This window comes from Mycoplana sp. MJR14, from assembly GCF_029210525.1.
Taxonomy (GTDB): Bacteria; Pseudomonadota; Alphaproteobacteria; order Rhizobiales; family Rhizobiaceae; genus Mycoplana.
The window spans coordinates 1-23,928 of sequence record NZ_JARGEO010000002.1; the positions used below are offsets into that span (position 1 = coordinate 1).

At 66.0% G+C, this 23,928-nt stretch carries 22 protein-coding genes; 12 read left to right on the forward strand and 10 right to left on the reverse strand.

Going from position 1 to position 23,928, the window contains the following annotated elements:
* Positions 1–129: 129 nt before the first annotated feature.
* Positions 130–1,275 (reverse strand): M10 family metallopeptidase C-terminal domain-containing protein, encoded by a 1,146-nt coding sequence (locus P0086_RS04250; protein ID WP_275782837.1) that lies wholly within the window; start codon positions 1,273–1,275, stop codon positions 130–132.
* Between the two features lie 306 nt (positions 1,276–1,581).
* Between P0086_RS04250 and P0086_RS04255 the strand changes: the two genes are divergently transcribed.
* The 4 genes from P0086_RS04255 to P0086_RS04270 all read left to right on the forward strand — a co-directional run bounded on the left by P0086_RS04255 (position 1,582) and on the right by P0086_RS04270 (position 4,257).
* Positions 1,582–2,082 (forward strand): protein-tyrosine phosphatase family protein, encoded by a 501-nt coding sequence (locus P0086_RS04255; protein WP_275782840.1) that lies wholly within the window; start codon positions 1,582–1,584, stop codon positions 2,080–2,082.
* A 168-nt stretch (positions 2,083–2,250) separates the two neighbouring features.
* Complete coding sequence (locus P0086_RS04260; RefSeq protein ID WP_275782843.1) at positions 2,251–3,609, forward strand: esterase-like activity of phytase family protein; 1,359 nt, start codon at positions 2,251–2,253, stop codon at positions 3,607–3,609.
* Between the two features lie 91 nt (positions 3,610–3,700).
* Positions 3,701–3,946: a BrnT family toxin gene (locus P0086_RS04265; protein ID WP_275782846.1), complete on the forward strand. Its 246-nt coding sequence runs from the start codon at positions 3,701–3,703 to the stop codon at positions 3,944–3,946.
* Positions 3,946–4,257 carry a BrnA antitoxin family protein gene (locus P0086_RS04270; RefSeq protein ID WP_112612946.1) on the forward strand — a complete coding sequence of 104 codons (312 nt, stop codon included), beginning with the start codon at positions 3,946–3,948 and terminating at the stop codon, positions 4,255–4,257. The genes P0086_RS04265 and P0086_RS04270 overlap by 1 nt, the downstream gene beginning before the upstream one ends.
* Before the next feature lie 157 nt (positions 4,258–4,414).
* Here the strand turns inward: P0086_RS04270 and ppx are convergent, their stop codons facing one another.
* The 4 genes from ppx to P0086_RS04290 all read right to left on the reverse strand — a co-directional run bounded on the left by ppx (position 4,415) and on the right by P0086_RS04290 (position 10,051).
* Positions 4,415–5,935 (reverse strand): exopolyphosphatase, encoded by a 1,521-nt coding sequence (ppx, locus tag P0086_RS04275; protein ID WP_112597631.1) that lies wholly within the window; start codon positions 5,933–5,935, stop codon positions 4,415–4,417.
* A gap of 12 nt (positions 5,936–5,947) precedes the next feature.
* A complete protein-coding gene (locus P0086_RS04280) occupies positions 5,948–8,149 on the reverse strand; it encodes an RNA degradosome polyphosphate kinase (protein WP_275782852.1) in 2,202 nt (733 codons plus the stop codon).
* Positions 8,150–8,215: 66 nt separating this feature from the next.
* Positions 8,216–8,917: a DnaA regulatory inactivator HdaA gene (hdaA, locus tag P0086_RS04285; RefSeq protein WP_275782854.1), complete on the reverse strand. Its 702-nt coding sequence runs from the start codon at positions 8,915–8,917 to the stop codon at positions 8,216–8,218.
* Positions 8,918–8,929: 12 nt separating this feature from the next.
* Positions 8,930–10,051 carry an AI-2E family transporter gene (locus tag P0086_RS04290; RefSeq protein ID WP_275784378.1) on the reverse strand — a complete coding sequence of 374 codons (1,122 nt, stop codon included), beginning with the start codon at positions 10,049–10,051 and terminating at the stop codon, positions 8,930–8,932.
* Between the two features lie 332 nt (positions 10,052–10,383).
* Here P0086_RS04290 and purM point away from each other — a divergent pair, with 332 nt between their 5' ends.
* Positions 10,384–11,457, forward strand: a complete 1,074-nt coding sequence (gene purM / locus P0086_RS04295) for a phosphoribosylformylglycinamidine cyclo-ligase (RefSeq protein WP_275782858.1) — start codon at positions 10,384–10,386, stop codon at positions 11,455–11,457.
* Positions 11,454–12,137, forward strand: a complete 684-nt coding sequence (gene purN / locus P0086_RS04300; RefSeq protein ID WP_275782860.1) for a phosphoribosylglycinamide formyltransferase — start codon at positions 11,454–11,456, stop codon at positions 12,135–12,137. The genes purM and purN overlap by 4 nt, the downstream gene beginning before the upstream one ends.
* Positions 12,138–12,344: 207 nt before the next feature.
* On the opposite strand, the gene P0086_RS04305 is transcribed toward purN, so the two are convergent.
* From P0086_RS04305 to P0086_RS04320, 4 genes are all read right to left on the reverse strand, one after another.
* On the reverse strand, positions 12,345–13,274 hold the full coding sequence (locus P0086_RS04305) for a cobalamin biosynthesis protein CobT (RefSeq protein WP_275782862.1): 930 nt from the start codon (positions 13,272–13,274) through the stop codon (positions 12,345–12,347).
* A gap of 175 nt (positions 13,275–13,449) precedes the next feature.
* Complete coding sequence (locus P0086_RS04310; RefSeq protein WP_275784380.1) at positions 13,450–14,250, reverse strand: endonuclease/exonuclease/phosphatase family protein; 801 nt, start codon at positions 14,248–14,250, stop codon at positions 13,450–13,452.
* On the reverse strand, positions 14,247–14,864 hold the full coding sequence (locus P0086_RS04315) for an NUDIX domain-containing protein (RefSeq protein WP_275782864.1): 618 nt from the start codon (positions 14,862–14,864) through the stop codon (positions 14,247–14,249). Before P0086_RS04315 ends, P0086_RS04310 begins: the two co-directional genes overlap by 4 nt.
* Positions 14,861–16,981: a molybdopterin oxidoreductase family protein gene (locus P0086_RS04320; RefSeq protein WP_275782866.1), complete on the reverse strand. Its 2,121-nt coding sequence runs from the start codon at positions 16,979–16,981 to the stop codon at positions 14,861–14,863. Before P0086_RS04320 ends, P0086_RS04315 begins: the two co-directional genes overlap by 4 nt.
* A gap of 101 nt (positions 16,982–17,082) precedes the next feature.
* Here P0086_RS04320 and P0086_RS04325 point away from each other — a divergent pair, with 101 nt between their 5' ends.
* From P0086_RS04325 to P0086_RS04340, 4 genes are all read left to right on the forward strand, one after another.
* Positions 17,083–17,946, forward strand: coding sequence for a 23S rRNA (adenine(2030)-N(6))-methyltransferase RlmJ (locus P0086_RS04325; protein ID WP_275782869.1), 864 nt, complete (start codon positions 17,083–17,085; stop codon positions 17,944–17,946).
* 125 nt (positions 17,947–18,071) lie between these two features.
* Positions 18,072–18,527: a hypothetical protein gene (locus tag P0086_RS04330; RefSeq protein ID WP_148149890.1), complete on the forward strand. Its 456-nt coding sequence runs from the start codon at positions 18,072–18,074 to the stop codon at positions 18,525–18,527.
* A 177-nt stretch (positions 18,528–18,704) separates the two neighbouring features.
* A complete protein-coding gene (locus P0086_RS04335) occupies positions 18,705–19,337 on the forward strand; it encodes a ribonuclease (protein ID WP_275784383.1) in 633 nt (210 codons plus the stop codon).
* A gap of 35 nt (positions 19,338–19,372) precedes the next feature.
* The gene (locus tag P0086_RS04340) at positions 19,373–19,963 is read left to right on the forward strand and encodes a glutathione S-transferase family protein (RefSeq protein WP_148189724.1); all 591 of its coding nucleotides are present in this window, start codon (positions 19,373–19,375) and stop codon (positions 19,961–19,963) included.
* A 133-nt stretch (positions 19,964–20,096) separates the two neighbouring features.
* Here the strand turns inward: P0086_RS04340 and P0086_RS04345 are convergent, their stop codons facing one another.
* Entirely contained in the window at positions 20,097–20,738 is a 642-nt protein-coding gene (locus P0086_RS04345; RefSeq protein WP_112597605.1) for an outer membrane protein, read from the reverse strand.
* A 363-nt stretch (positions 20,739–21,101) separates the two neighbouring features.
* On the opposite strand from P0086_RS04345, the gene P0086_RS04350 reads away from it, so the two are divergent.
* Positions 21,102–21,866, forward strand: a complete 765-nt coding sequence (locus P0086_RS04350; RefSeq protein WP_275782877.1) for an SDR family oxidoreductase — start codon at positions 21,102–21,104, stop codon at positions 21,864–21,866.
* Positions 21,863–23,908: an excinuclease ABC subunit UvrC gene (gene uvrC, locus P0086_RS04355; RefSeq protein ID WP_275782879.1), complete on the forward strand. Its 2,046-nt coding sequence runs from the start codon at positions 21,863–21,865 to the stop codon at positions 23,906–23,908. Before P0086_RS04350 ends, uvrC begins: the two co-directional genes overlap by 4 nt.
* Positions 23,909–23,928 lie beyond the last annotated feature (20 nt).

Sequence of the window (23,928 nt, forward strand, 5' to 3'; positions counted from 1 at the left end):
GCTGGCGCGCAAACGTGTGCGGCGGTCCTGCGCGACATGCTGCAAGACCAGGACTCTAAGCGCGGGACGCGAACCCGAAGGTTCGCGCCGCGCGTCAAGGGAAGGCGGATCGGCCGCCTCCCCCCGTCGTCACAGAAGGAAATCGCCCGACTTGAGGGTGAGGCTCGCATCGATGGTGATTGTGAAATCGGCAACGCCGTCGCCGTTGACGTCGCCCTGGATGCGGGTGTCGCCCGACTTCACCTCGTAGCGCAGCTCGCCCGCCTTGTCGTGGAAGCCCGCCTTGCCGATGAAGGTGAAGGCCTGGCCGCCCGACGACTTCGTGCTGGCGTCGATGACGGAGAGGTCGATCCGGTCCTTCTCCGATCGGCTGAAGTCGAGGATCTTGTCGCCGTTGGCAGCCGTCCGGCTCTTGAACACGAAGGTGTCGGCGCCCTCGTCCCCTGAAAAGATATTGGCGTCGACGCTGGCAATGAGCTTGTCCTTGCCCGAGCCGCCCATGGCGTTTTCGAAATTGTGGATGTGGAAGTCGCCGCTTCCCGTCTTCACGGCGTACTGGCCGTTCAGGTCGATGGTCAGGGCCTTGGTGAAGGCGGCGAAGACGATGCTGTCGGAATCCTTGCCCGTCGATTCGTCGACACCCTCGCCGCCGTTCAGAACCACCTGCTGGGTCTTGTCGGCCAGCTTCGCGACCTTGATCCAGTCGGCGTCCTTGCCGAGGTTGATATAGTCGGCGCCGCCCTTGCCGAGATAGACCTTGTCCATGCCCTGGGCGGCGGTGACGGTGCCGATCCGGCCGCTGGCCGTCTTCAGGATGTCGTTGCCGCGCCCGAGGCTGATGTCGCCGGCCTCGCCCATGCCCACCACCGAGACCTCGTCGTCGCCGCGGTTCAGGTTGAGCTGGCTGACCCAATAGCCGATCGTGACCTTCTCGATGCCGCCGCCGTAGATGATATCCACTTCGGCGTTCTTCAGCGTGATGACGTTCTCGGCCGAATTGGTCGTCGAAATGTACTGGATGAAAACGCGGTCTGCGTCCGTCGTGCCTGTCGTCGTGTCGTTGATGACCGCCCTGGTGCTTCCGGTAAAGCGCAGGATGCCCGCCGTCCACGCCTCGCCGCTGAAGGTGAGCGTCGCCGTGCGGACCGTGCCGCCGGATGCCGTCACGTCCAGGTAGTCCAGCGACCGGTTGAACCACTGGTAGGTTTCCGTGCCGACGGTGAATTCCGTCGAACCGTTGAGCGTGCTGCTGATATTCGAAGTAATGGTGCCCACGTATATTGCCCCCTACGCGACCTGTTTCAAAAAAACGCCGCCGATGCCTCTCCGGCACGGGCGGACTGTCTGGAATTCGAGGTATAGTTGAACAAGCTTAAATAGAAAATCAAGCAGGACAGCCCGATGACGCGTGTCGGAAGGGCGGATGTCCCACAATATTCCACCTCCCGTCCGGCAGACGCCCTCCGCCCGGCAACGGCCGGCCCGAAATGGCGCAGGTTCCGGCCCCCCGCGGCGGTCACCGGCCGATGGGCGTAGGCGAAGGGGGATGAATTTATCCGGCCCCGGGCATAGAATGCCGCCATGGACACGCTGGAACCCTTCAGGATCGCGACGGTCACGCTTGCGGGCGGCGGACGGATCGGCATCAGCCGCATCCCCGGCCGCAACGACGGCTATGACAGCGACCTGCAGGCGATCTCCGACTGGGGCGCGCATACGGTCGTCTCGATGACCGACCGCAGCGAGATGGTGGCCCGCGGCTGCGAGGACCTCGGGCTCAGGCTCGCGGCCCGCCGCATCGGCTGGTTCCATTTTCCCATCCGCGATTTCGGCGGCCCGACCGGCGGCGGGCTGGTGGAATGGCCGGGCCTTTCTGCACAGCTGCACGAGATCCTCGACGAGGGCGGCGCGGTGCTCGTCCACTGCCATGGCGGCCACGGCCGCGCCGGCATGGTGGCGCTCAGGCTGCTGGTCGAGCGCGGCGAGGCGCCGGAGGCGGCGCTGAAGCGCATCCGCGCGGTCCGGCCGGGTGCTGTGCAGACCGACGCGCAATACCGCTGGGCGGCCTCTGCGGCCGAGTGAAGCGCAGCCCGCAGGCCCGCAAGCCCCTGACGTCACCGGATCCCCTTTCGCGCCCGCCGCGCGCCCCTGCCGCTGTGGACGGTCATGAAAGCTTCAACGAAGCGTCAAGCCGCCTTCATCCGCCGCTCCTATCGGGTTGCACGCAATCCAACCCACGGGGGATGTTTCATGACCAGAACCTTGCTGACCACCGCCGCCCTTTCGCTTCTGATGGCGGGCGCCGCCTTCGCCGAAGAGAAGGCATTCCCGGCCACGCTGAAGGCGCACGCGATCCTGCCGGCCAACACGATCATTGCCGCCCCGGCCGACGCTGCCGACTACCTGAAGACGTCCGGCAAGTTCTCCACCGCCGACCGCAAGCGCGCCGAGGCGCCGGGCAGCGTCATGGGCAAGGACGGCGTGCGCGCGACCGGCCTGGCGCTGCCCTTCGACGGCCAGCCGATGCAGGGCTTTTCTGGCATCAAGGCGATGGCGGACGGCACCTTCTGGTCGCTGTCGGACAACGGCTTCGGCAACAAGCTGAACTCCACCGACGCCATGCTGATGATCCACAACATCCGCCTCGACTGGGACAAGGGCACGCTGGAACCGGTGAAGACCGTCTTCCTCTCCGACCCGGACAGGAAGGCGCCCTTCCCGATCGTCATGGAAGGCTCCGAGGCCCGCTACCTCACCGGCGGCGATTTCGACGTGGAATCGATCCAGCCGGTTTCCGACGGCTTCTGGATCGGCGAGGAATTCGGCCCCTACATCCTGAAGTTCGACCTCGACGGCAGGCTCACCGACGTGATCGCCACGGCCGTCGACGGCAAGCCGGTGACGTCGCCGGACAATCCGACGCTCGCCGTCCAGGCCGACCCGTCGAAGAAGATGCCGGCCTTCAACCTCAAGCGCTCCGGCGGCTACGAGGGGCTGGCGATGTCGAAGGACGGCACGAAGCTCTACGGCCTGCTAGAAGGCCCGATCTGGACCGACAACGAGAGCGTCGAGCAGGCAGACGGCCGGCCGGCGCTGCGCATCATCGAGCTCGACACCGCCTCCAAGGCCTGGACCGGCCGCAGCTGGCTCTATCCGCTGGCCGAAGGCGGCGAGGCGATCGGCGACTTCAACATGCTGGACGAGACGACGGCGCTGGTGATCGAGCGCGACAACGGCGCCGGCACCGCCGACAAGGCCTGCGCCGAACCGAAGGATCCGAAGCCCGACTGCTTCGCCGTCGCCTCGAAGGTCAAGCGCATCTACAAGATCGCGATGACCGACGACAATGTCGGCAAGGCCGTGCGCAAGATCGGCTATATCGACCTGCTCAAGATCGCCGACCCCGACAACAGGAAGCGCCAGGGCGGGGGCGAAGGCTTCTACGACATGCCGTTCGTCACCATCGAGAACGTCGACCGGGTCGACGAGACCCATATCGTCGTCGGCAACGACAACAACCTGCCGTTCTCGGCCGGCCGTTCGCTCGACAAGGCCGACGACAACGAGTTCGTGCTTTTGGAAGTGGGCGCGTTCCTGGAGGCCGAGTGACGATGCAGGGGCCCCCGCATCCGCGGGGGCCTCGTTTTCGTACATACAATAATCCTTGCCTCGAAGGTACGAATTATCGTACATACATTTCATGAAGATCGTGTGGGACGAACCGAAGCGGATTGCCAACCTTGAAAAACACGGCCTCGACTTCGCTGCGCTGTCTTTCGAGTTCTTTCTTGCCTCGGTCGTGATCCCGGCGAAGGATGGCCGGTCCAAGGCGATCGGCCGCCTTCAGGACGGCACCGTTGTCGTGATCTTCGTAACCCTCGGCAGTGAGGCGCTCTCCGTCATTTCGATGCGCCCTGCCCGCAAGGACGAAAGGAGGCTGCTCTGATGGCCAGCAAGCACCGAATACAGAATGATTTTCAGCCTGGACGCGGCTACTCGAAAGAGGACTGGGACGCCGTCTCCGACAATCCCCCTCTGACGGAGGCGGAGATGAAACAGGCGCGGCCCTTCAAGGAAGCCTTCCCCGAAATTGCGGAAAAGATGGAAAAGGCTGTCCGCGGTCGCCCCAAGGCGGAGCAGACGAAGACGCCGGTCACGATCCGGCTCGACCCTGATATTGTCGACCACTACAAAGCCACAGGCAAAGGCTGGCAGAGCCGGATGAACGACGACCTGCGCAAGGCGGCCGGGCTCTAGACTAGCACCCCTGCCGCGCCGAGATCCGGCCGACGCCGCCGTCCGCCTGGAAAAGCTGCGGAGCACACACGGCACCGTGCGCGTGTCCTGTCAAACGTCCTGCCTGTTCGGCGGCCCCTTCGCAGGGCTGAAGCGGATCAGGATGCCGACAGCACCGTCATTCGAGCACGAACGCCAGCTTCAGCCCGGTGAGCCTGCCGAGCTGCTGCAGGCGGCCCTCCAGGCGTTCGCCGGTGAAACCGGCATAGGTCGCGGGGACGACGAATTCGAGATCGAGCTCGGGTGCGTTCGACTTGCGGATCGCCAGGTTGCGCACGACGCCGGGCATGGAGGCGGAGAAGAGGTAGAGGATGCGCAGGAGGCCGCCGAGCAGCTTCGACAGCATCAGCATGCGCGGCGTCGCGATCGCCGCCAGCGGGCTCGAGGCGCCGTCGTCGTAGAGGCCCTCGAAGCGGTAGTAGTTGGCGAGCGCGATATAGGCGCGCCCGGAATGGGTGATGCCGGTGAAGGTGCCGTGGGCGATGATGTTCAGCGCCTGCAGGCCGCGGTAGTCGGGATGGGCGCGCCAGCTGATGTCGGCGAGCAGGCAGGCGGCCTGGCGGTAGCGGGCTTCCTGCTCGGTCTCCTCGATGCCGAACTGCGGCATGAACCGGCCGGTCCAGTCGGCGAGTTCGCGGGCATGCTCGGGCGAGCGCGCGCGCAGGATCGCCAGTTCCTCGGCCGCGGCCAGGAGCGGGTCGCGCTGTTTCTCGGCCTCCGGCAAGAGCGAATAGAGATAGCCCTCACGCACGCCTTGCGAGGAGAACGACACCTTCGCCGGGCGCATCAGGGCGATCGCCTCCTGCATGGCGACGGCCCCATAGGGCAGAAGATTGCGCCGGTTCTTGGAAATGGTGGCGTAGGCCGGATCCTTGGCGTCCTTGGTGGTCACGACGTAGGTGAGGAAGTCCATCGCCTGGTCGTAGGAGATCTCGTAGCCCTGCATCATGTGCAGGGGATAGTTGTTGAGCTCCATGTGCAGCTTGGCGAGCGAGCGCCAGGTGCCGCCGACGGCATAGAAGGTGCGCCCCTGCCCGCGCTTCAGCAGCCCGGCCGTCTTCAGGTGCTTGCGGGCGATGACGCGCGCCTGCGCCACCGAGCCGCCGGAGCTTTCCGACAGGCGGATGCCGCCGAGCGGCAGCGTCAGGCCCGTGCCGATCGTGTCGCCGACCACGTCCACCAGTTCCAGCGAGCCGCCGCCGAGGTCGCCGACGATGCCGTCGGGATCGTGAAAGCCGCTGATGATGCCGAGCGCGGAGAAATAGGCCTCCTCGTCGCCGGAGAGGACGCGCACCTTGTGCTCGAGAATTTTCTCGGCCCGCTCGATGAAGGCGGGTCCGTTCTCGGCCTCGCGGGCAGCGGCCGTCGCCAGCGCATACATCCGCGTCGCCCGCGCCTGGTGCGACAGCGCCTTGAAGCGATGCAGGGCGGCGAGCGCCCGCTCGACGCTGGCATCGTCCATGCGGCCGGTCCTGGCCAGCCCCTTGCCGAGGCCGCACATGACCTTTTCGTTGAAGAGAATGGCAGGCGCGCGGCTCATGCCCTCGTAGATGACGAGGCGGATGGAGTTCGACCCGATATCCACGACCGAGACCGGGGCGATGCCAGGCAGACGCCCCTGCGCTTCAGATTCAACCATGCAGATCCAATTTTACCGTTTGCGCTGGCTCTTCCAGCCGGCGATCGCCTTGGGCGCGCTCGACTTGAGAGCTCCGCCCCGGCCCGACAGGCTGGGGTTCGTCATGAAGTACTGCTGTGCGTTGAACGGCTCGGTTCCCTGCGGCACCTGCATGCGCCGCGACGTCCCGTCCGACAGGATCTCGTAGCTCTGCTGGTTGTCGATCAGATTGCCAAGCATGATCTGCGATAGGACCTGTTCATGCACAGTGCGGTTGGTCAACGGAACCAGCGTTTCGACGCGCCGGTCCAGGTTGCGCGGCATCAGGTCCGCCGAGCCTATATAGACGAGCGCCTTGTCGGAGGGAAGCCCATGGCCGTTGCCGAAGCAGAAGATGCGGGAATGCTCCAAGAAGCGGCCGACGATGGACTTGACGCGGATGTTGTCCGACAGGCCGGGAACCTGGGGACGCAGGCAGCAGATGCCGCGCACCACGAGATCGACCTCCACGCCGGCCTGGCTGGCGCGGTAGAGCGCGTCGATGATCTCCGGGTCGACCAGCGAATTCATCTTCATCCAGATCGCCGCGGGCAGCCCGTTGCCGGCATGCGCGACCTCCTCCTCGATGTGCTGGAGGATGCGCGGGCGCAGCGTGTGGGGCGAGACGGCGATCTCCATGTCGGCCTCGGGCTCGCCGTAGCCGGTGATGAAGTTGAAGATGTTCGCCATGTCGTGGGCGATCGAGGGATTGCAGGTGAAGAAGGACAGGTCGGTGTAGATCTTCGCGGTGACCGGATGGTAGTTGCCGGTGCCGAGGTGGCAGTAGCTGCGCAGCCGGCCCTCCTCGCGGCGGACGACCAGCGACATCTTGGAATGGGTCTTCAGCTCGATGAAGCCGAATACGACCTGCACGCCGGCGCGCTCAAGGTCGCGCGCCCAGCGGATGTTGGCCTCCTCGTCGAAGCGGGCCTTGAGCTCGACGAGGGCCGTGACCGACTTGCCGGCCTCGGCCGCGTCGATCAGCGCGCGCACGATCGGGCTGTCGTTGGAAGTGCGGTACAGCGTCTGCTTTATCGCCACGACCTCAGGATCGCGCGCAGCCTGGAGCAGGAACTGGACCACCACGTCGAAGGATTCGTAAGGATGGTGGACCACCATGTCCTTTTCGCGGATGGCGGCGAAGCAGTCGCCGGCGTGCTCGCGGACGCGTTCGGGAAATCGGGCATTGTAGGGCTCGAACCGAAGATCGTTGCGCGGCGCCTTGGTGATTTCCGATAGCGTGTTGAGCGCGAGCAGGCCCGGCAGCACGGCGACGCGGTTTTCCGGCACGCCGAGCTCGTTGACGACGAACTGGCGCAGCGACGCCGGCATCTCCGAATCGGTCTCGATGCGGATCACCGACCCGCGGCGGCGGCGCTTCAGCGCCGTCTCGAAGAAGCGCACGAGATCCTCGGCCTCTTCCTCGACCTCGATATCGCTGTCGCGGATGATGCGGAACGTGCCCGATCCCTGCACCTCGTAACCGGGGAACAGGCGGTCGATGAACAGGCTGACGGCGTCCTCCAGGGTGATGTAGCGGATCGTCGCGCCGTCGTCGGGCAGGCGGATGAAACGATCCAGCGCCGGCGGCAGGCGCAGGAGCGCCGTCATCGGCTCGCGCTCGCTCTTGCTGATGAGCTGCAGCCCCATCGTGAAGCCGAGATTGGGGATGAAGGGGAAGGGATGGGCCGGATCGATCGACAGCGGCGTCAGCACCGGGAAGATCAGCTGGTCGAACTCCTGGGCCAGCCAGCTGCGGTCATCGCCCTTCAGCGCCGACGGCCGGACGATGACGATGTCCTCCTTGGCGAGGTACTGCTGCAGCACGGCCAGCGAGGCCTGCTGCTCCATCTGCAGATTGTCGATTTCCTTGAGGATATCGTCCAGCTGCTCGGCCGACGTCTTGCCGTCGGGGCTGCGGATGGCGATCCCCTGGCGGACCTGGCCCTCGAGGCCGGCGACGCGCACCATGAAGAACTCGTCGAGATTCGCAGCCGAGATCGACAGGAAGCGGACACGCTCCAGGAGCGGGTGGGCCGTGTTCAGCGTTTCCTCCAGGACGCGCCGATTGAACTGGAGCCACGAGAACTCCCGGTTCACGAAGCGCTCCGGGCTCTTCATCAGCTCCCGGACGGCGGCGGAAAGATCGTCCACCTTCTGTTCGACGTCCTGTGCTTCCGAGGTAACTGCATCCATTTCGACCACCGCCCTGTTGTTTTTGTTTCAGGCTGGTAAAGCAGTTTGACGACGCTTCTGTGACAGTCAATCCCCGGCGTCGGGTGCCTCCCCCTCGGTCATCTGGCCGAGCACCTCCTGGGCGAGCGTGCGGGTGATGCGGCTGCCGCGAGCCAGCGCCAGCCGGTCGAGCCGGTCGACCGCCTTCTGGGCGGCGTCGAGCGAGCGCTCCATCCGGGCGACCATATAGGCGACGAGGCGGTCGTCGACGAAGAGCTGGCGGTCGGCGAAGAGCTTGACGATCACCTGCGACAGAAGCTCGTCGTCGGGCTCGCCGATCTCGACGACGGTCGCAGCCTTCAGCCGCGAGCGCAGGTCCGGCAGCGTCACCGGCCAGGACATCGGCCACAGCCTGGAGGTCATCAACAGCGTGTGGCCGTTCTGGCGGACGTTGTTGATGACGTGGAAGAGCGCGCGGTCGTCGAAGCCGCGGCGGTCGGCGTCCTCGAACAGGACGGGGCCCGTTGCCGCCGCCTCCTCGGCGCCGGAGCCGTCGAGCGCATGGATCTCCGAAGCGCCCGACCGCTCCCGCCAGATCGAGGCCAGATGCGTCTTGCCCGAGCCGACGGGGCCGGCGAGGATCACCACCGGCGACGGCCAGTTCGGCCAGGCGTCGACCACCGAGATCGCCGCGCTCAGCGGGTCCGATACGAGGAGATCGTCCCGCCCGGACGAGGGGACGTGCTGGAACTCCAGCGGCAGCTGTTCGGCAGGTTTCGGCGTTTTCATGCGGGTACTCGGCTACGGCTTGCGTCCGGACGCCGTTTCCTTCTTCCGGGCAACCGGCTTGCGGACGACGGGCGGCGGACTGCCCTGACCGTGATAGAGGTCGCTGTCAAGGTAGCGCCGCAGGCCGAAGCGGACAAGCACGCCGATCGCGGCCGAGGCGGGAACGGCCACCAGCAGCCCGACGAAGCCGAACAGGGCGCCGAAGGCGAACAGCGCGAACATCAGCCAGACCGGATGCAGGCCGACCTGCGAGCCGACCAGCTTCGGCTGCAGGATGTTGCCCTCGATGAACTGGCCGGAGAAGAAGATCGCCAGCACCGCGCCGATCCACAGGTAATCGGGCCAGAACTGGACGATGGCGACGCCGACGGACAGGACCAGCCCGACCATCGAGCCGACATAGGGGATGAAGCTGATCAGACCGGCGAAGAGGCCGATCAGCAGGCCGAAGTTGAGGCCAACGCCGGTGAGGCCGATGCCGTAGTAGAGGCCGAGGATGATGCAGATCGAACCCTGGCCGCGGACGAAGCCGGCGATCGCCGTGTTCATCTCGGTCGCCAGTTCGCGCACAGTTTCGACGTGCTCGCGCGGCACCCAACTGTCGACCTTGGAGATCATGCGGTCCCAGTCGAGCAGCAGGTAGAAGGCGACCACCGGTGTGACGATCAGCAGCGAGGCGATGTCCACCAGCGCCAGGCCGGAGTTCCAGATCTGCTTGAACACCGTGCCGAGGAAGCCGGCGCCCTCGGCCAGCACGCTGCCGAAACCCTGCTTGATCGTGCCCATCTGGCTGGAAATCCAGGGCGGCAGGAGATCGGGATTGAAGCTCGTCACCAGCGACTGCAACTGGGCGATGTAGCCCGGCAGCGTGGCCAAGAGATCGGAGGCCTGGGTCGCCAGCAGCGGGATGACGATCATCAGCGACAGGGCGAAGATGATGACGAAGGCGATCAGGATGACGACCGTCGCCATGGTGCGGCTGAGGCCGAGCCGCTCCAGCCGGTCGGCGACGGGGTCGAGGAAGTAGGCGAGCGCCATGCCGGCCACGAAGGGCAGAAGGATGGAGCTGAACACCATCAGGAACACGACGACGGCGGCGAGCGCCAGCAGCCAGAAGATCACCTGACGCTTCAGCCCTGCCCCGCTGACATGGCCGCCGCCCTTTGCGGGAACGCCGGCGGCATGGCCGGCATCGGCGGGAACGGCCTTGCTCTTCTGCCTCGCGCTTTCGTAAGCCTTCACCGTGCCGTCTTCCCTTGCATCAGACCTGTCGTTGCACTGAGATAGGCCGTTGCGGAGAGCATGGTCAAGGTTGCGGCGGCAAGGAGCGGCGATCGCCGAGGTTTGCGGGCGGCGGCCGGTGACGGCCAAAACCATGAAAAAGACCGGGCGGGCCGGGCATTGCGCTTGCACTTGTCGCCTTGACGTGCCAATCGGGCGCCATTGCCAGAAACGGAGAGCGGACGATGAGCCAGTCTGACAGAAACGGCCTGACCTACAGCGATGCGGGCGTCGACATCGATGCGGGCAACCTCTTGGTCGAGAAGATCAAGCCGGCCGTCCGCTCCACCCGCCGTCCCGGCGCCGACGGCGAGATCGGCGGTTTCGGCGGCCTGTTCGACCTCAAGGCCGCAGGCTTCACCGATCCGGTGCTGGTCGCCGCCAACGACGGCGTCGGCACGAAGCTGAAGATCGCGATCGACGCCGACAGGCACGACACCGTCGGGATCGACCTCGTCGCCATGTGCGTCAACGACCTCGTCGTGCAGGGTGCCGAACCGCTGTTCTTCCTCGATTATTTCGCCACCGGCAAGCTCGATCCCGACCAGGGTGCGGCGATCGTCGGCGGCATCGCCGAGGGCTGCCGCCAGGCCGGCTGCGCGCTGATCGGCGGCGAGACCGCCGAAATGCCCGGCATGTATGCCGGCGGCGACTACGATCTGGCAGGTTTTGCGGTCGGTGCCGCCGAGCGCGGCAAGCTGCTGCCGGCCGGTGACATCGCCGAGGGCGACGTGATCCTCGGGCTTTCCTCTTCCGGCGTCCATTCCAACGGCTATTCGCTGGTGCGCAAGATCGTGGCGCTGTCCGGCCTTGCCTGGGACGCCCCTGCCCCGTTCGCGGAAGGCAAGAGCCTGGCGGAAGCGCTGATGACGCCGACCAGGATCTACGTGAAGCCGCTCCTGAAGGCGATCCGCGAGACCGGTGCGATCAAGGCCTTGGCCCACATCACCGGCGGCGGCTTTCCGGAAAACATTCCGCGCGTGCTGCCCAAGCATCTCGCAGCCGAGATCGACCTCGACGCGGTGAAGGCGCCGGCCGTCTTCTCCTGGCTCTCCAGGACCGGTGGCGTGGCCGCCAACGAGATGTTGCGCACCTTCAACTGCGGCGTCGGCATGATCGCCGTCGTCTCAGCGGAAGACGTCGAGCGGGTCAACGCGGTGCTTGAAGCCGAGGGCGAGAGCGTCTTCACGCTCGGCCGCATGGTCGCCCGCGCCGAGGGCGCGGCCGGCACCAGCTACAAGGGCACGCTCGCCCTATGAATGCAGCGCCCGTCAGCGGAAGCGCTTCGCGCAAGCGCGTCGCAGCCTTCATCTCCGGCAGCGGATCCAACATGGTGAAGCTGGCGGAAGCCTGCGCCGCACCGGACTTCCCGGCAGAGATCGTCGCCGTCTTCTCCGACAAGGCCGACGCCGGCGGGCTCGCCAAGGCGCAGGCGCTCGGCATCCCCACCTTCGTCTTTTCGCGCAAGGACTTCGCCTCCAAGGAAGCGCACGAGGAGGCGATCCTTTCCGAACTCGAACGCCAGCGCCCCGACATCATCTGCCTCGCCGGCTACATGCGGCTGCTCTCCGGCCGCTTCATCGCGCGCCACGAGGGCAGGATCCTCAACATCCACCCCTCGCTGCTGCCGCTGTTCCCGGGCCTCGACACCCACCGCCGCGCCATCGAGGCCGGCATGAAGCTCGCCGGCTGCACCGTCCACTTCGTCACCGAAGGCATGGACGAAGGCCCGCAGATCGTCCAGGCGGCGGTGCCGGTGCTCGCCAGCGACACCCCGGCGGATCTGGCCGCGCGGGTGCTGACGGTGGAGCACAGGGCCTATCCGCTGGCGCTGAGGCTCGTTGCGGAAGGCAAGGTGCGGATGGAGGGGGGACGGGCTGTGGCGGCGGGTGCGGCGGCGGTCGAGAACACGGGCTGGCTGATTTCGTCGGGCCTGTGAGAGGCCGTAGTTGTGAAGGCCCCCCAGTTCGCGGGCCCGCGACGAATGCGCCTCATCCGAAGAAAAATCTCAATATCGCCCCTCGAGCCACTGACGCAATTCAGAGAAATTCACGGCGTTGCGCCGTAAAATGCGAACAACGGCGGCATTTGGCGCAAGGCTGCCCCACATCGAGCTAGTTCAGGATCACCGCAATGGGGGAAGCAGTCACTTGCGGAGCGAGTTTTCCAATGCCGCAATCAGGCTTGATCCGAGATCATCTACCGACGAAATTACTAAGGAGCTTTGGTAGTATGCTGAAGTGTCGAAGCCAATTCCGATTCCGACGAGCTTGACATCTTTCGACGTTTCGATCCGCCGAATAACTTTCCGGAGATGGCGATCCAAAAAACCCGCGTCATTGGCTATCAAAGTCGAGTCGTCGGCAGGCACCCCGTCTGAAAGGACAAGTAGCGTTCTACGTTGTTTGGGCATTGCCATCAGACGGCCGACAGCCCACTCGATTGCCTCACCATCGACATTTTCCTTTGGGAGGTCCGGCCGAAGCATCGGCTTGAAGAGGTTTCCGCCGGTTGAAGCACGGCGGTCGTCGGCGGACCGATAAACTATGTGTAGTAGGTCGCTGAGCCTTCCGGGCAGCGGACGCCTGCCCCTTCGCACCCAAAGTTCGCGAGACTTTCCGCCCTTCCATCGCACGGTCGTAAAGCCGAGCACTTCCGTCTTTACGCCAAGGTGGACGAGAAAGTCTTGCGCAATGTCGCAGGCTGCAGCGACGAGTAGCATGCTCTGCCCTCGCATAGAGCCTGACTGATCAACGAGAATTGAAATCGCTGTGTCGGCCAGTTGTTCTGCGTCGACGGCTATTCGGATACGGTCCGCCGCTTCCAATGCAATCAAATGCGCTTTGGTGCGCCAACCTTGCAGAGCACAGGAAAATGTGGCCCATGCCTCTGCATGGGCATCCTCCTGGTCACGGGGTAAGCGCCCCAGAACACTGTCGAGCTTTTCCGCCTCTATGATGACGTCAAACTCTCGCGTGTAGACGTGATACGGAATTGAGTTCGTCGGTACCGGTGCCCGACTGAAGTAGGATTGGATATGTCGTAAAATCTGAAGCATCGCCTGCTTAGCCGCCACTCAATATCTTGCATTATTATGCAAGCACAACTTGCGCAGCAAGTTCTTCGGTCTGCCGAAATATCAATGCGCAGCTAGCGTCCGGTTTGGGTCGTGAAGGCCCTTCGCGGCTTCGACGGCAGGATCAGGGTTGCGGCACCGCCCTCGCCCACCGACAGGCTGACCGGCGGCCAGATCAAATCTCCAGCAGCAACGGGCAGTGGTCCGACACTTCCGGATCGGTGACGACCGTAAAATTGCGGACTTCGACACGGTCGTTGACCAGCATGTAGTCGGCGTATCGACCGGGCTTCTTGTATGAGGCACTCCGGGTGCTTGTAAAGCCGTTGGCCGTCACCAGTTCCTTCAGCCCCAGGTTCCCGAGGATCTGGAACGTTTCGCTCGACGGCTCGACGTTGAAGTCGCCGCAGACGACGAGGGCGTCGCCAGGCTGGGCGATGCCCCTGACCAGGTCCGCGAAACGATGCGCCTGGGCATTCCGTTCGGGCGTGTCCATCTTGCCGCGCAGATCGCGCAGGCCGTGCATGTGGACAATGCAGACGGGTCGGTTTCTCTCGTAGTCGAAGATGCGGACGGCATGGGCGTTGCGCGATCTCGGATGCACACCATAGCCGTGGGGCGAGAAAGCCCCGTGTACGAACGCCTGCGCCTGCTCGGTGACCGGAAAGGCGCCGGACACGAAGGTCGCGAGCCCCCACCGGGAGGGGACGGACCGATCCCCATCCCACAGCTCGCCCTGGGCGGCCGGGCAGAATATAGCGGCATGCGCCGGCAACGCGGCCGCGGCGTCCCGAAAAAAGTTGGCCCGCTGCGGCAGGACGTGATCGCCATCCCTGTAGGTGAGCCATTCCTTGTCCGCCTGCGGACTGTGGACGACCTCCTGCAGGCACAATACATCCGGCGACACGGCCTTCAGGAAGGTGACGAGCGGCTCATGCAGTCGTCCGCCCCAGCCGTTCAGGCACAGGACTTTCACCTCCTGCCCCCGGCCGGCGGATCGTTTGGCGGTCCCCGCTGCGCCAGCGCCCACTGCACCAGCATGATCGTCTTGCCGTCGCAGATCTCGCCGGTTCCGATCATCCGCGCCGCCTCGTCGAGGGTGAGTTCGACGACCTCGATGTCCTCGTCCTCGTGGTCGGCGCCGCCGCCGTTGCCCTCGCGGACGGAGGCGTCGATCTCGGCTGCGAAGAAATGCACGAGCTCGGTGACGGCGCCGGGGCTCATGAAGGCGCGGAAGAGCGACCTGACCTCGCCGATCCGGTAGCCGGTCTCCTCCATCACCTCGCGGCGGATGGCGTCGGCCGGGTGGTCGCCGTCGAGCAGGCCGGCCGGCGTCTCCAGGAGCCAGCCGGAGTGGCCGTTCTGATAGGCGGGCATGCGGAACTGGCGGACGAGGATGATGGTGTCGCGGTTCGGATCGTGCAGGAGGATGGTGGCGCCGTTGCCGCGGTCGTAGACCTCGCGGTCGAGGCGGACGGTGTGGCCGTCGGAGCCGGTATAGTCGAAGGTGACCTTGCGCAGGTGGTACCAGTTGTCGGACAGCGTCTCGTCGGAGACGACGTCGATCCTCGCTTCCCGGAACTTCGTCATGCGGCCTCTTTCCTGAGCCAGACGCGGTTGTCGTGGACGGCCGCGCCGCCATAGGGGGCGACCGGATCGGCGCCGGTGAGCACGTTGATGCCCTCGCCGTCGAGATGGGCGCCGTTCGGCCAGATGCCCTCGCAGATCAGCACGCCCGGCTTGCCCTCGTCCGTCACCCTGGCATGCAGGCGGATCTCGCCGCGCCGGTTGCCGAGCTTGACGACGTCGCCGTCGGCAACGTCCATCGCCCGCGCATCGTCCGGATGGATCATCACCTCCGGCCGGCCCTCGCGCTCGCGCGACCACTTCATCTCGGTGAAGCTGGAGTTGAGATAGGTGCGGGCCGGCGGCGTGGCGAGGCGGAACGGGTGTTCGGCATCCGCCACCTCGATCACCTCGACATAATCCGGGAATTCCGGTAGCGCCGCATGCGGGCCGAGCAGGCCGATCGAGGCGGGCGGGCGGTTCGGCGCGGGTGTCGCGGTCCATTGCGGGCGGAAACGGAACTTGCCGTCCGGATGACCGAAGCCCTTGGCATAGTGGGCGGTGTCGAAATCCGGCTGGCAATCGATCCACCTGGCTTCCGCGAGCCCGTCATAGTCGATCTCGTAGTGCGGCAGCATGCGGGTGATGTGCTCGCGCTCGCTCAGCCCGAAGCCCGGCATGTTCGACACGCCGAGGCGCCGCGCCAGTTCGTCGATGACGAAGAGATTGGTGCGCACGGTCGCAGGCGGCTCGACGAGCTTGGGGCCGAGCAGGATGTGCTGGTGGCCGCCGGCGCGATAGAGATCGTCGTGCTCGACGAACATGGTGGCCGGCAGGACGATGTCGGCGAGCTTGGCCGTATCGGTCATGAACTGCTCGTGCACGGCCGTGAAGAGGTCGCCGCGCAGGAAGCCCTGCTTCACCAGCCGCTGCTCGGGGGCGATGTTGGCCGGGTTGGTGTTCTGGATCAGCATCGCCGTCACCGGCCCGCGGCCGCGCAGCGCCACCGGATCGCCGGTGAGCACTCGGCCGATCTGCGACTGGTCGAGCTCGCGGATGTCGGGATCGACGAGGTCGAGGCCCATCAGTTCGCGCTTGTCGAGCCGGAAGATGCCGCCGTTGTTGTGGAAGGCGCCGCCGCCCTCATGCTGCCAGGAGCCGAGCACGGTCGCCACCGAGCAGGCGGCGTGCATGGAGACGGAACCGTTGCGGCTGCGGGTGAAGCCGTAGCCGAGGCGGAAGAAGGTGCGCTTCGTCTCGCCGACGAGGCGGGCGAAGGCCTCGATCTCCTCGACCGAAAGCCCGGTGATCGCGGCCGCCCATTCCGGGCCGCGCTTCGCCAGATGCGCCTCGAGGCCGGCGGGGTCGTCGGCGAACCTTTCCATGTAGGCGCGGTCGGCATGGCCGTCGCGGAAGGCGATGTGCATGACGGCGCAGGCGAGCGCGGCGTCGGTGCCGGGGCGCAGCTTCAGCGCCATGTCGGCCTGCTTCATCGTCGGATTGTCGTAGATGTCGATGACGACGAGCTTGGCGCCGCGCTCCTTGCGGGCCCGGATCGCATGGGTCATCACGTTCACCTGGGTCGCGACCGCGTTGGTGCCCCAGATGACGACGCAGTCGGCTTTCGCCATCTCGCGCGGGTCGGGCCCGGTCAGGCTGCCGGTGGCCATGACGTAGCCGGTCCAGGCGGTGTTGGTGCAGATACTGTCGAAGAAGCCGGAATAGCGCTTGGCGTGCCGCAGCCGGTCGATCGAATCGCGCTGCACCTGCCCCATCGTGCCGGCATAGTAGTAGGGCCAGACGGCCTCGCTGCCATGCGCCTGCTCGGCCTTGACGAAGGCATCGGCGATCGCGTCGAGCGCGTCCTCCCAGGCGATCTCCTGCCAGTCGCCGCCGCCCTTCTCGCCCTTGCGCCGCAAAGGCTTCAGCAGCCGCTCGGGGTGGTAGAGCCTGTCGGCATAGCGGGCGACCTTGGCGCAGATGACCCCGGCGGTGTAGCTGTTGTCGGCGCTGCCGCGCACCTTGCCGATGCGGCCGTCGGCGCCGATCTCGATGTCGAGCGCGCAGGCGGAGGGACAGTCATGGGGACAGACCGAATGGCCGATCCGGCTTTTGCCGAGATGAGGGGTCGCAACGTTCATGGCATTTGTATATTGCAGGGCGGAAGCGCCAAGAAGGCATAAAATTCTCCCATCGCAACAATTGATGGGCCCATCACGGAAACGCAGGCTTCGGTATCGGGATGAACTACCGCCACATCTATCATGCAGGCAACTTCGCCGACGTGCTCAAGCATGCGGTGCTGGCGCGGCTCGTCACCTACATGCAGGCCAAGGACAAGGCCTTCCGGGTGCTCGACACCCATGCCGGGCTCGGGCTCTACGACCTCTCCAGCGAGGAGGCGCAGAAGACCGGGGAATGGCGCGACGGCATCGGCCGGCTGCTGGACGGCGACCTGCCGGCGGAGATGGCGCACCTGCTCGCCCCCTATCTCGATACGGTGAAGGCGCTCAACCCGGACGGCGGCGTGCGCCTCTATCCCGGCTCGCCGAAGCTCGCACGCATGCTGTTCCGCCCGCAGGACCGGCTGTCGGCGATGGAGCTGCACCCGGACGACTACGAGAGCCTGCACCGGCTGTTCGACGGCGACTTCCAGAGCCGCGTCACCCATCTCGACGGCTGGCTGGCGCTCGGCGCCCACCTGCCGCCGAAGGAGAAGCGCGGCATCGTGCTCGTCGACCCGCCGTTCGAGATCGAAGGCGAATACGAGCGGCTTGCGGAAGGGCTCGCGAAAGCCTGGCGGCGCTTTCCCGGCGGCGTCTACTGCCTCTGGTATCCGCTGAAGAAGGGCGCGCCGATCACGGCGTTCCACAAGGCGCTGAAGGATCTCGGCGTTCCGAAGATGCTCTGCGCCGAGCTTTCCGTGAAGAGCGACCGCGAGACGACAGGGCTGTCGGGCTCGGGGCTGATCGTCGTCAATCCGCCGTTCACGCTGAAGGACGAGCTCGGCCGGCTGCTGCCGTTCTTGAAGGAACGGCTGCGGCAGGACCGCTTCGCCTCCTCGCGCTGCTTCTGGATCGCCGGCGAGGGCCAAGTCGCCTCTTGACCGAAGGCGCCTGCGGGACGCAATCTCAAAATCCGGCCCATCCCCTGCACCACCGGGGATTCGCGGGCCGGAATGGAACGCGCCCCGGACGCCCGCCGCACCGGAAGGCGCCGCCGGAGGGGAACATGACCGTCACCAGTGCCGCACGCATGGCAGCCATCCTCGCCGTCGCCCTGTCGGCCGTGCCGGCGACCGCCGCCGACTACGAGACGGGGGGTGCAGCCGTCCCCGCCTATGCCGAGGGCGCGCCGGTGGGCGCCTGCGCCGATCCCGGCGTGCTCCGCTTCATCACCAGCCGCTTCGAATACAAGGCGGCGAACTACATCCACCGGGACCTGTCGATCTACGAGATCGGCCGGATGCGGCTCAGCCGCTACGAGCCGTTCAACCAGTACATGTCCTCCGTGCAGCGGGAATATTGCCTCGCCTACGCCACGCTCACCGACGGCAGCCGCCGGCCGCTCGTCTACCTGATCGAGACGCCGTTCGGCTTTGCCGGCATCGGCCGCAGCATCGAGTTCTGCATCCCGGGGCTCGACCCCTGGTATGTCTACGGAGCCGCCTGCGCTTCGCTTCGATAGAGAGCCGTGACCGACCAGACCTCCCCTTCCCGGCGCCGCGCCGCCCGCCTTGCCGCGTTCGCCCTCGCCGCCGCCCTGCCGCTTGCCCTTGCCCTTGCCGGCTGCAGCGACGAGCAGCCGCGCTCCGGCGACGGCAAGGCGTCCGGGCAAGGCGGGGGGCCGGGAGCGACGACGCCACTGCCCTCCGCCGGCGGGCAGCGCCCCGCGTCGTCCCCGGTAAGGCCGGCCTCCGTGCCGATCGGCCACGGCTTCGATTTCTACGTGCTGTCGCTCTCCTGGTCGCCGACCTGGTGCATGGACAACGACTCCTCGGGCGAAGGCGAGCAGTGCCGGACCGGCCGCCGCGCCGGCTTCATCGTTCACGGGCTCTGGCCGCAGTTCGAGCGCGGCCATCCGGAGTTCTGCCGCTCGCGCGAGCCGGACCGGGTTCCCGCCGCGCTCGGCCGAGCCTATCTCGACATCATCCCCTCGATGGGCCTGATCGGCCACCAGTGGCGCAAGCACGGCAGCTGCTCCGGGCTGACGCAGCGCGACTACCTCGCCGTCACCCGCGCCGCCTTCGAGCGCGTCGTGCTGCCGGATGCGGTCGAGGATGCCGACGGCGGCCGCACCGGCCCGGCGGAGATCGAGGCGGCGCTGGTCGCCGCCAATCCGGGGCTTTCCGCGCGCGGCCTGGCCGTGACCTGCGACGGCGGCCGGCTCGAGGAGATCCGCATCTGCCTGACGCCGGATCTGAATTTCCGCGACTGCCCGGAGGTGGACCGCGCCGCCTGCCGGGCCAAGACCATCACCCAGCCGCCGGTCCGCTGAGCCGGACCTTTCGGCACCCAACAGGAGAAAACCCCTTGAAGATCTTCTATTCCTCGGCCTCGCCCTACTCCACGAAGGTGCGCATGGCCGCGCACTATGCCGGGCTCGACGCCGAGCATGTCGCCACCGACACCAATACCGACCCGGCCGAACTGATCGCCGCCAATCCGCTCGGCAAGATCCCGACGCTCGTCACCGACGAGGGGCTGGGGATCTACGACAGCCGCGCGATCATGCATTTCATCGACCGGCAGACCGGCCGCAGCCTCTATCCCCGCTCCTCCGCCAAGCGCACCGAGGCGGACGTGCTGGAGGCGACCGCCGACGGCATCTGCGACAGCCTGCTCGCGATCGTCTACGAGCGCCGCTTCCGCCCGGAGGAGAAGGTGCACCAGCCCTGGATCGACCGGCAGTGGGGGAAGGTCGAGCGCGCCCTCGACCAGCTCGAGAAGACGATGCCACGCCTCGGCAAGAAGCCGCACGGCGGCCACTTCGCGCTGGCCGCCATGCTGCGCTACATCGAGCTGCGCTTTGCCGGCAAATGGCAGAAGGGCCGCCCGAAGCTGAAGCGCTACCTCTCGCGCTTCGAGGCGGTGTTTCCTGACTATGCGAAGTTCAAGGATTGAGAAACACGACAGGAATGGCCTTCCTTCACCGCGCGGACGCGCGGTGAATAGTGAACTCACGACCATGCCATGCAATGCAAAAAGCCGGGCGCTTGCGCACCCGGCTTTTTGTTCATCGTGCTGATCGGGAGGATCAGAACTTCACGCCCATACCGACGCGAACGCTCTGTTCGTCCTGGCCGGCGGAGACCTTGCCGCTGTCCAGGTCGAAGTCCTTGCTGCCGTAGTCGGTGTAGCGGTACTCGACGCGGGCGGTGACGTTGTTGGTGACGAAGGTTTCGGCACCGACGCCGGCCGTCCAGCCGAGCATGGTCTTCTTGTCCGAGGACGTGCTGTCTTCCATCTTGGCGCGCGAGGCGGCGACACCGCCGGTGCCGTAGAGCAGGACCGGGTTCAGGTCGACACCGACGCGGGCGCGCAGCGAGCCGTTGACGCCCTGCTTGGCCTCACGGAAGCGGTTCTCCGAATCGATGCCGGAATAGTTGACGTCGGCTTCCCCACCGTAGACCAGCTGGCCGCTCTGCATGTTGTAGCCGCCGTAGACGCCGCCGCCGAAGCCGTTGGCACCGTTGCCGCTCTGCTTTTCGAAGTTGCCATGCTGCCAGGTCACCGTACCACCGGCATAGCCGCCGGCCCAGTTGCCGCTGGCGACCGGCTCGGAATATTCGGCAGCCGGAGCCTGCGGGATCTGGTCGACTGCGTCGGCCGCGCGGGCGGACTGGAGGGCTGCAATCGACATGGCGGAGGCCATCAGGGTGAGGATCAGGGTACGCATGCGAATTCTCCTTTGCATTCCATGCCGCCGGCAAATTACGCGCCAACTCGGCATCATTAAATCATCGTTCGGATAGCCCGGTTGAGTTGAAATTGAATAAAGATTGAGGATTTGAAAGAGCCGAAATGTGAATTGATTGTGTCACCACCGTGACCAGATTTAGATGTTGCTTTTGCACAACAGGGTCTTTGTTAACCATATTCTAAATTACATGAAATATACTTGGATAACCGCGCCAGATTGCGACGGCTCCACGCATCTGTTAATTGTTTGGAAATGTTTTGCGAGACCCGGTTCAAGGCCCGGCGTTAATCTCTATATCTGTGGCAGGTTAAGCAAAGGCGACGCGACGCGGGCATATCATTGAGAATTCTTCATCGGACAGCGCTGGTGACGGGGGCGGCACAGAGGATCGGCCGCGCGATCGCGGAAGACCTGGCCGCGCATGGCTTCGCCGTCGCGATCCATGCCAATGCGTCGATCGAAAGCGCCCGGCGGATCGCCGCCGAGATCACCGGGAAAGGCGGGCGCGCGGCCGCGCTGGAGTGCGACCTTGCCGACGCGGCAGCCGCGGAACAGTTGGTGGGGCGGGCGGTCGAGGCGCTCGGCCCGCTGGGGGTGATCGTGAACAACGCCTCCCTGTTCAAGCCCGACAACTTGCGCCGGTTCGACAGTGCGCTGTGGGACCGGCATTTCGACGTCCATGTCCGCGCGCCGTCGATCCTCGCCCGCGACTTCGACCGGCAGCTGCCGGCCGGGTCGGGCGGGCTGATCGTCAACATCATCGACCAGCGCGTCTGGAACCCGACGCCGCGCTACTATTCCTACACGCTGTCGAAATCGGCGCTGTGGATGGCGACCCGGACGATGGCGCAGGCGCTCGCGCCGCGCATCCGCGTCAACGCCATCGGCCCCGGGCCGACGCTGCCGAACGAGCGCCAGAGCGAAGAGGATTTCCAGGCCCAGACCGCGGCGCTGCTCCTGCAGTCCGGACCGGGGCTCGACGAATTCGGCCGGACGATCCGTTTTCTGGTCGACACGCCTTCGATTACGGGGCAGATGATCGCCCTTGACGGCGGCCAGCATCTCGCCTGGGAAACGGCGGATGTCGCGGAGATCACGGAATGACCACCGGCCGGCCGGTGCAGGATGGCGGCATCCTGTATGACGAAAACGAACGGGACGACGAGGACGAGGTTGTCGAGACTTCGCCCGCCCCCTCGTCCCTGCCCGCGATCGAGTGGACCGAGACGATCGACCGCAGCGAGGGCCTGCGCGGCACCGAGCTGATCCAGGCCTTCGTCAAGCGGCTGCCGAACAGCCCCGGCGTCTACCGCATGTTCAACGAGGCCGGCGACGTGCTCTATGTCGGCAAGGCCCGCAGCCTGAAGAAGCGCGTCAACAACTACGCGCTGGGCCGCGGCCATTCCAACCGCATCGGCCGGATGATCCGCGAGACGGCGAACATGGAGTTCGTCACCACCCGCACCGAGACCGAAGCGCTGCTCTTGGAAGCCAACCTGATCAAGCGGTTGCGCCCGCGCTTCAACGTGCAGCTTCGCGACGACAAGTCGTTTCCCTATATCCTGGTGACGGCCGATACGCGGGCGCCGGCGATCTTCAAGCATCGCGGCGCGCGCAGCCGCAAGGGCGACTATTTCGGCCCCTTCGCCTCGGCAGGTGCCGTGGGGCGGACAATCAATTCGCTGCAGCGCGCCTTCCTGTTGCGCACCTGCACCGACAGCGTGTTCGAAAGCCGGACGCGGCCCTGCCTGCTCTATCAGATCAAGCGCTGTTCGGCGCCCTGCACGCACGAGATCAGCGATGCCGGCTATGCCGAACTGGTGGCCGAGGCGAAGGACTTCCTCTCCGGCAAGAGCCAGAACGTCAAGGGCCAGATCGCGGCTGCGATGAACGAGGCGGCGGAGGAACTCGATTTCGAGCGCGCCGCGGTCTATCGCGACCGGCTGGCCGCCCTCTCCCATGTCCAGAGCCACCAGGGGATCAACCCGGCCGGCGTCGAGGAGGCGGACGTCTTTGCGATCCACCACGAGGGCGGCATCTCCTGCATCCAGGTGTTCTTCTTCCGCACCGGGCAGAACTGGGGCAATCGCGCCTATTTCCCGAAGGCCGACCCGCAGCTTTCGGCGGCCGAGGTGCTGAACGCCTTCCTCGCACAGTTCTACGACGACAAGCCCTGTCCGCGGCAGATCCTCCTGTCCGAGGAGATCGAGGAGCGCGAGCTGCTGTCGGAGGCGCTCAGCGAAAAATCCTCCCACAAGGTCGCGATCCTGGTGCCGCAGCGGGGCGAGAAGAAGGACCTCGTCGACCACGTGCTGCAGAACGCGCGCGAGGCGCATGGGCGCAAGCTCGCCGAGACCGCCTCGCAGTCGCGGCTGCTGGAGGGTTTTGCCGAGACCTTCAAGCTGGCCACCGTGCCGCGGCGCATCGAGATCTACGACAACTCGCACATCATGGGCACCAACGCGGTCGGCGGCATGGTGGTCGCGGGGCCGGAGGGCTTCGTCAAGGGCCAGTACCGGAAGTTCAACATCAAGTCGACGGAGATCACACCGGGCGACGACTTCGGCATGATGCGGGAAGTGATGACGCGCCGCTTCTCGCGGCTGATCAAGGAAGAGGGCCTGCCGGACCGCAGCGCCGGGGCCAATGCGGAGGCAGGCGCCGATGCGGCCGACCTGCCCTTCCCCGCCTGGCCGGACGTCATCCTGATCGACGGCGGCCAGGGGCAGATGACGGCGGTGCGGGCGATCCTGGAGGAGCTCGGCATCACCGACCACGTGGTCGCCATCGGTGTCGCCAAGGGTGCCGACCGCGAGGCCGGCCGCGAGCGCTTCTTTGCCGCCGGCACGCCGGATTTCTCGCTGCCGCCGCGCGACCCCGTGCTCTACTTCATCCAGCGGCTGCGCGACGAGGCGCACCGCTTCGCCATCGGCTCGCACCGGGCGCGGCGCAAAAAGGAGATGGTGAAGAATCCGCTCGACGAGATCGCCGGCATCGGCCCGACCCGCAAGCGCGCGCTGCTGCAGCACTTCGGCACCGCCAAGGCAGTCTCCCGCGCCGGCATCTCCGACCTGATGGCGGTCGAGGGCATTTCGGAAAGCGTGGCGCGGCTGGTCTACAACCACTTCCACGAGGACGCGCGCTAGGGGCGCAAAGGTAAGCACTC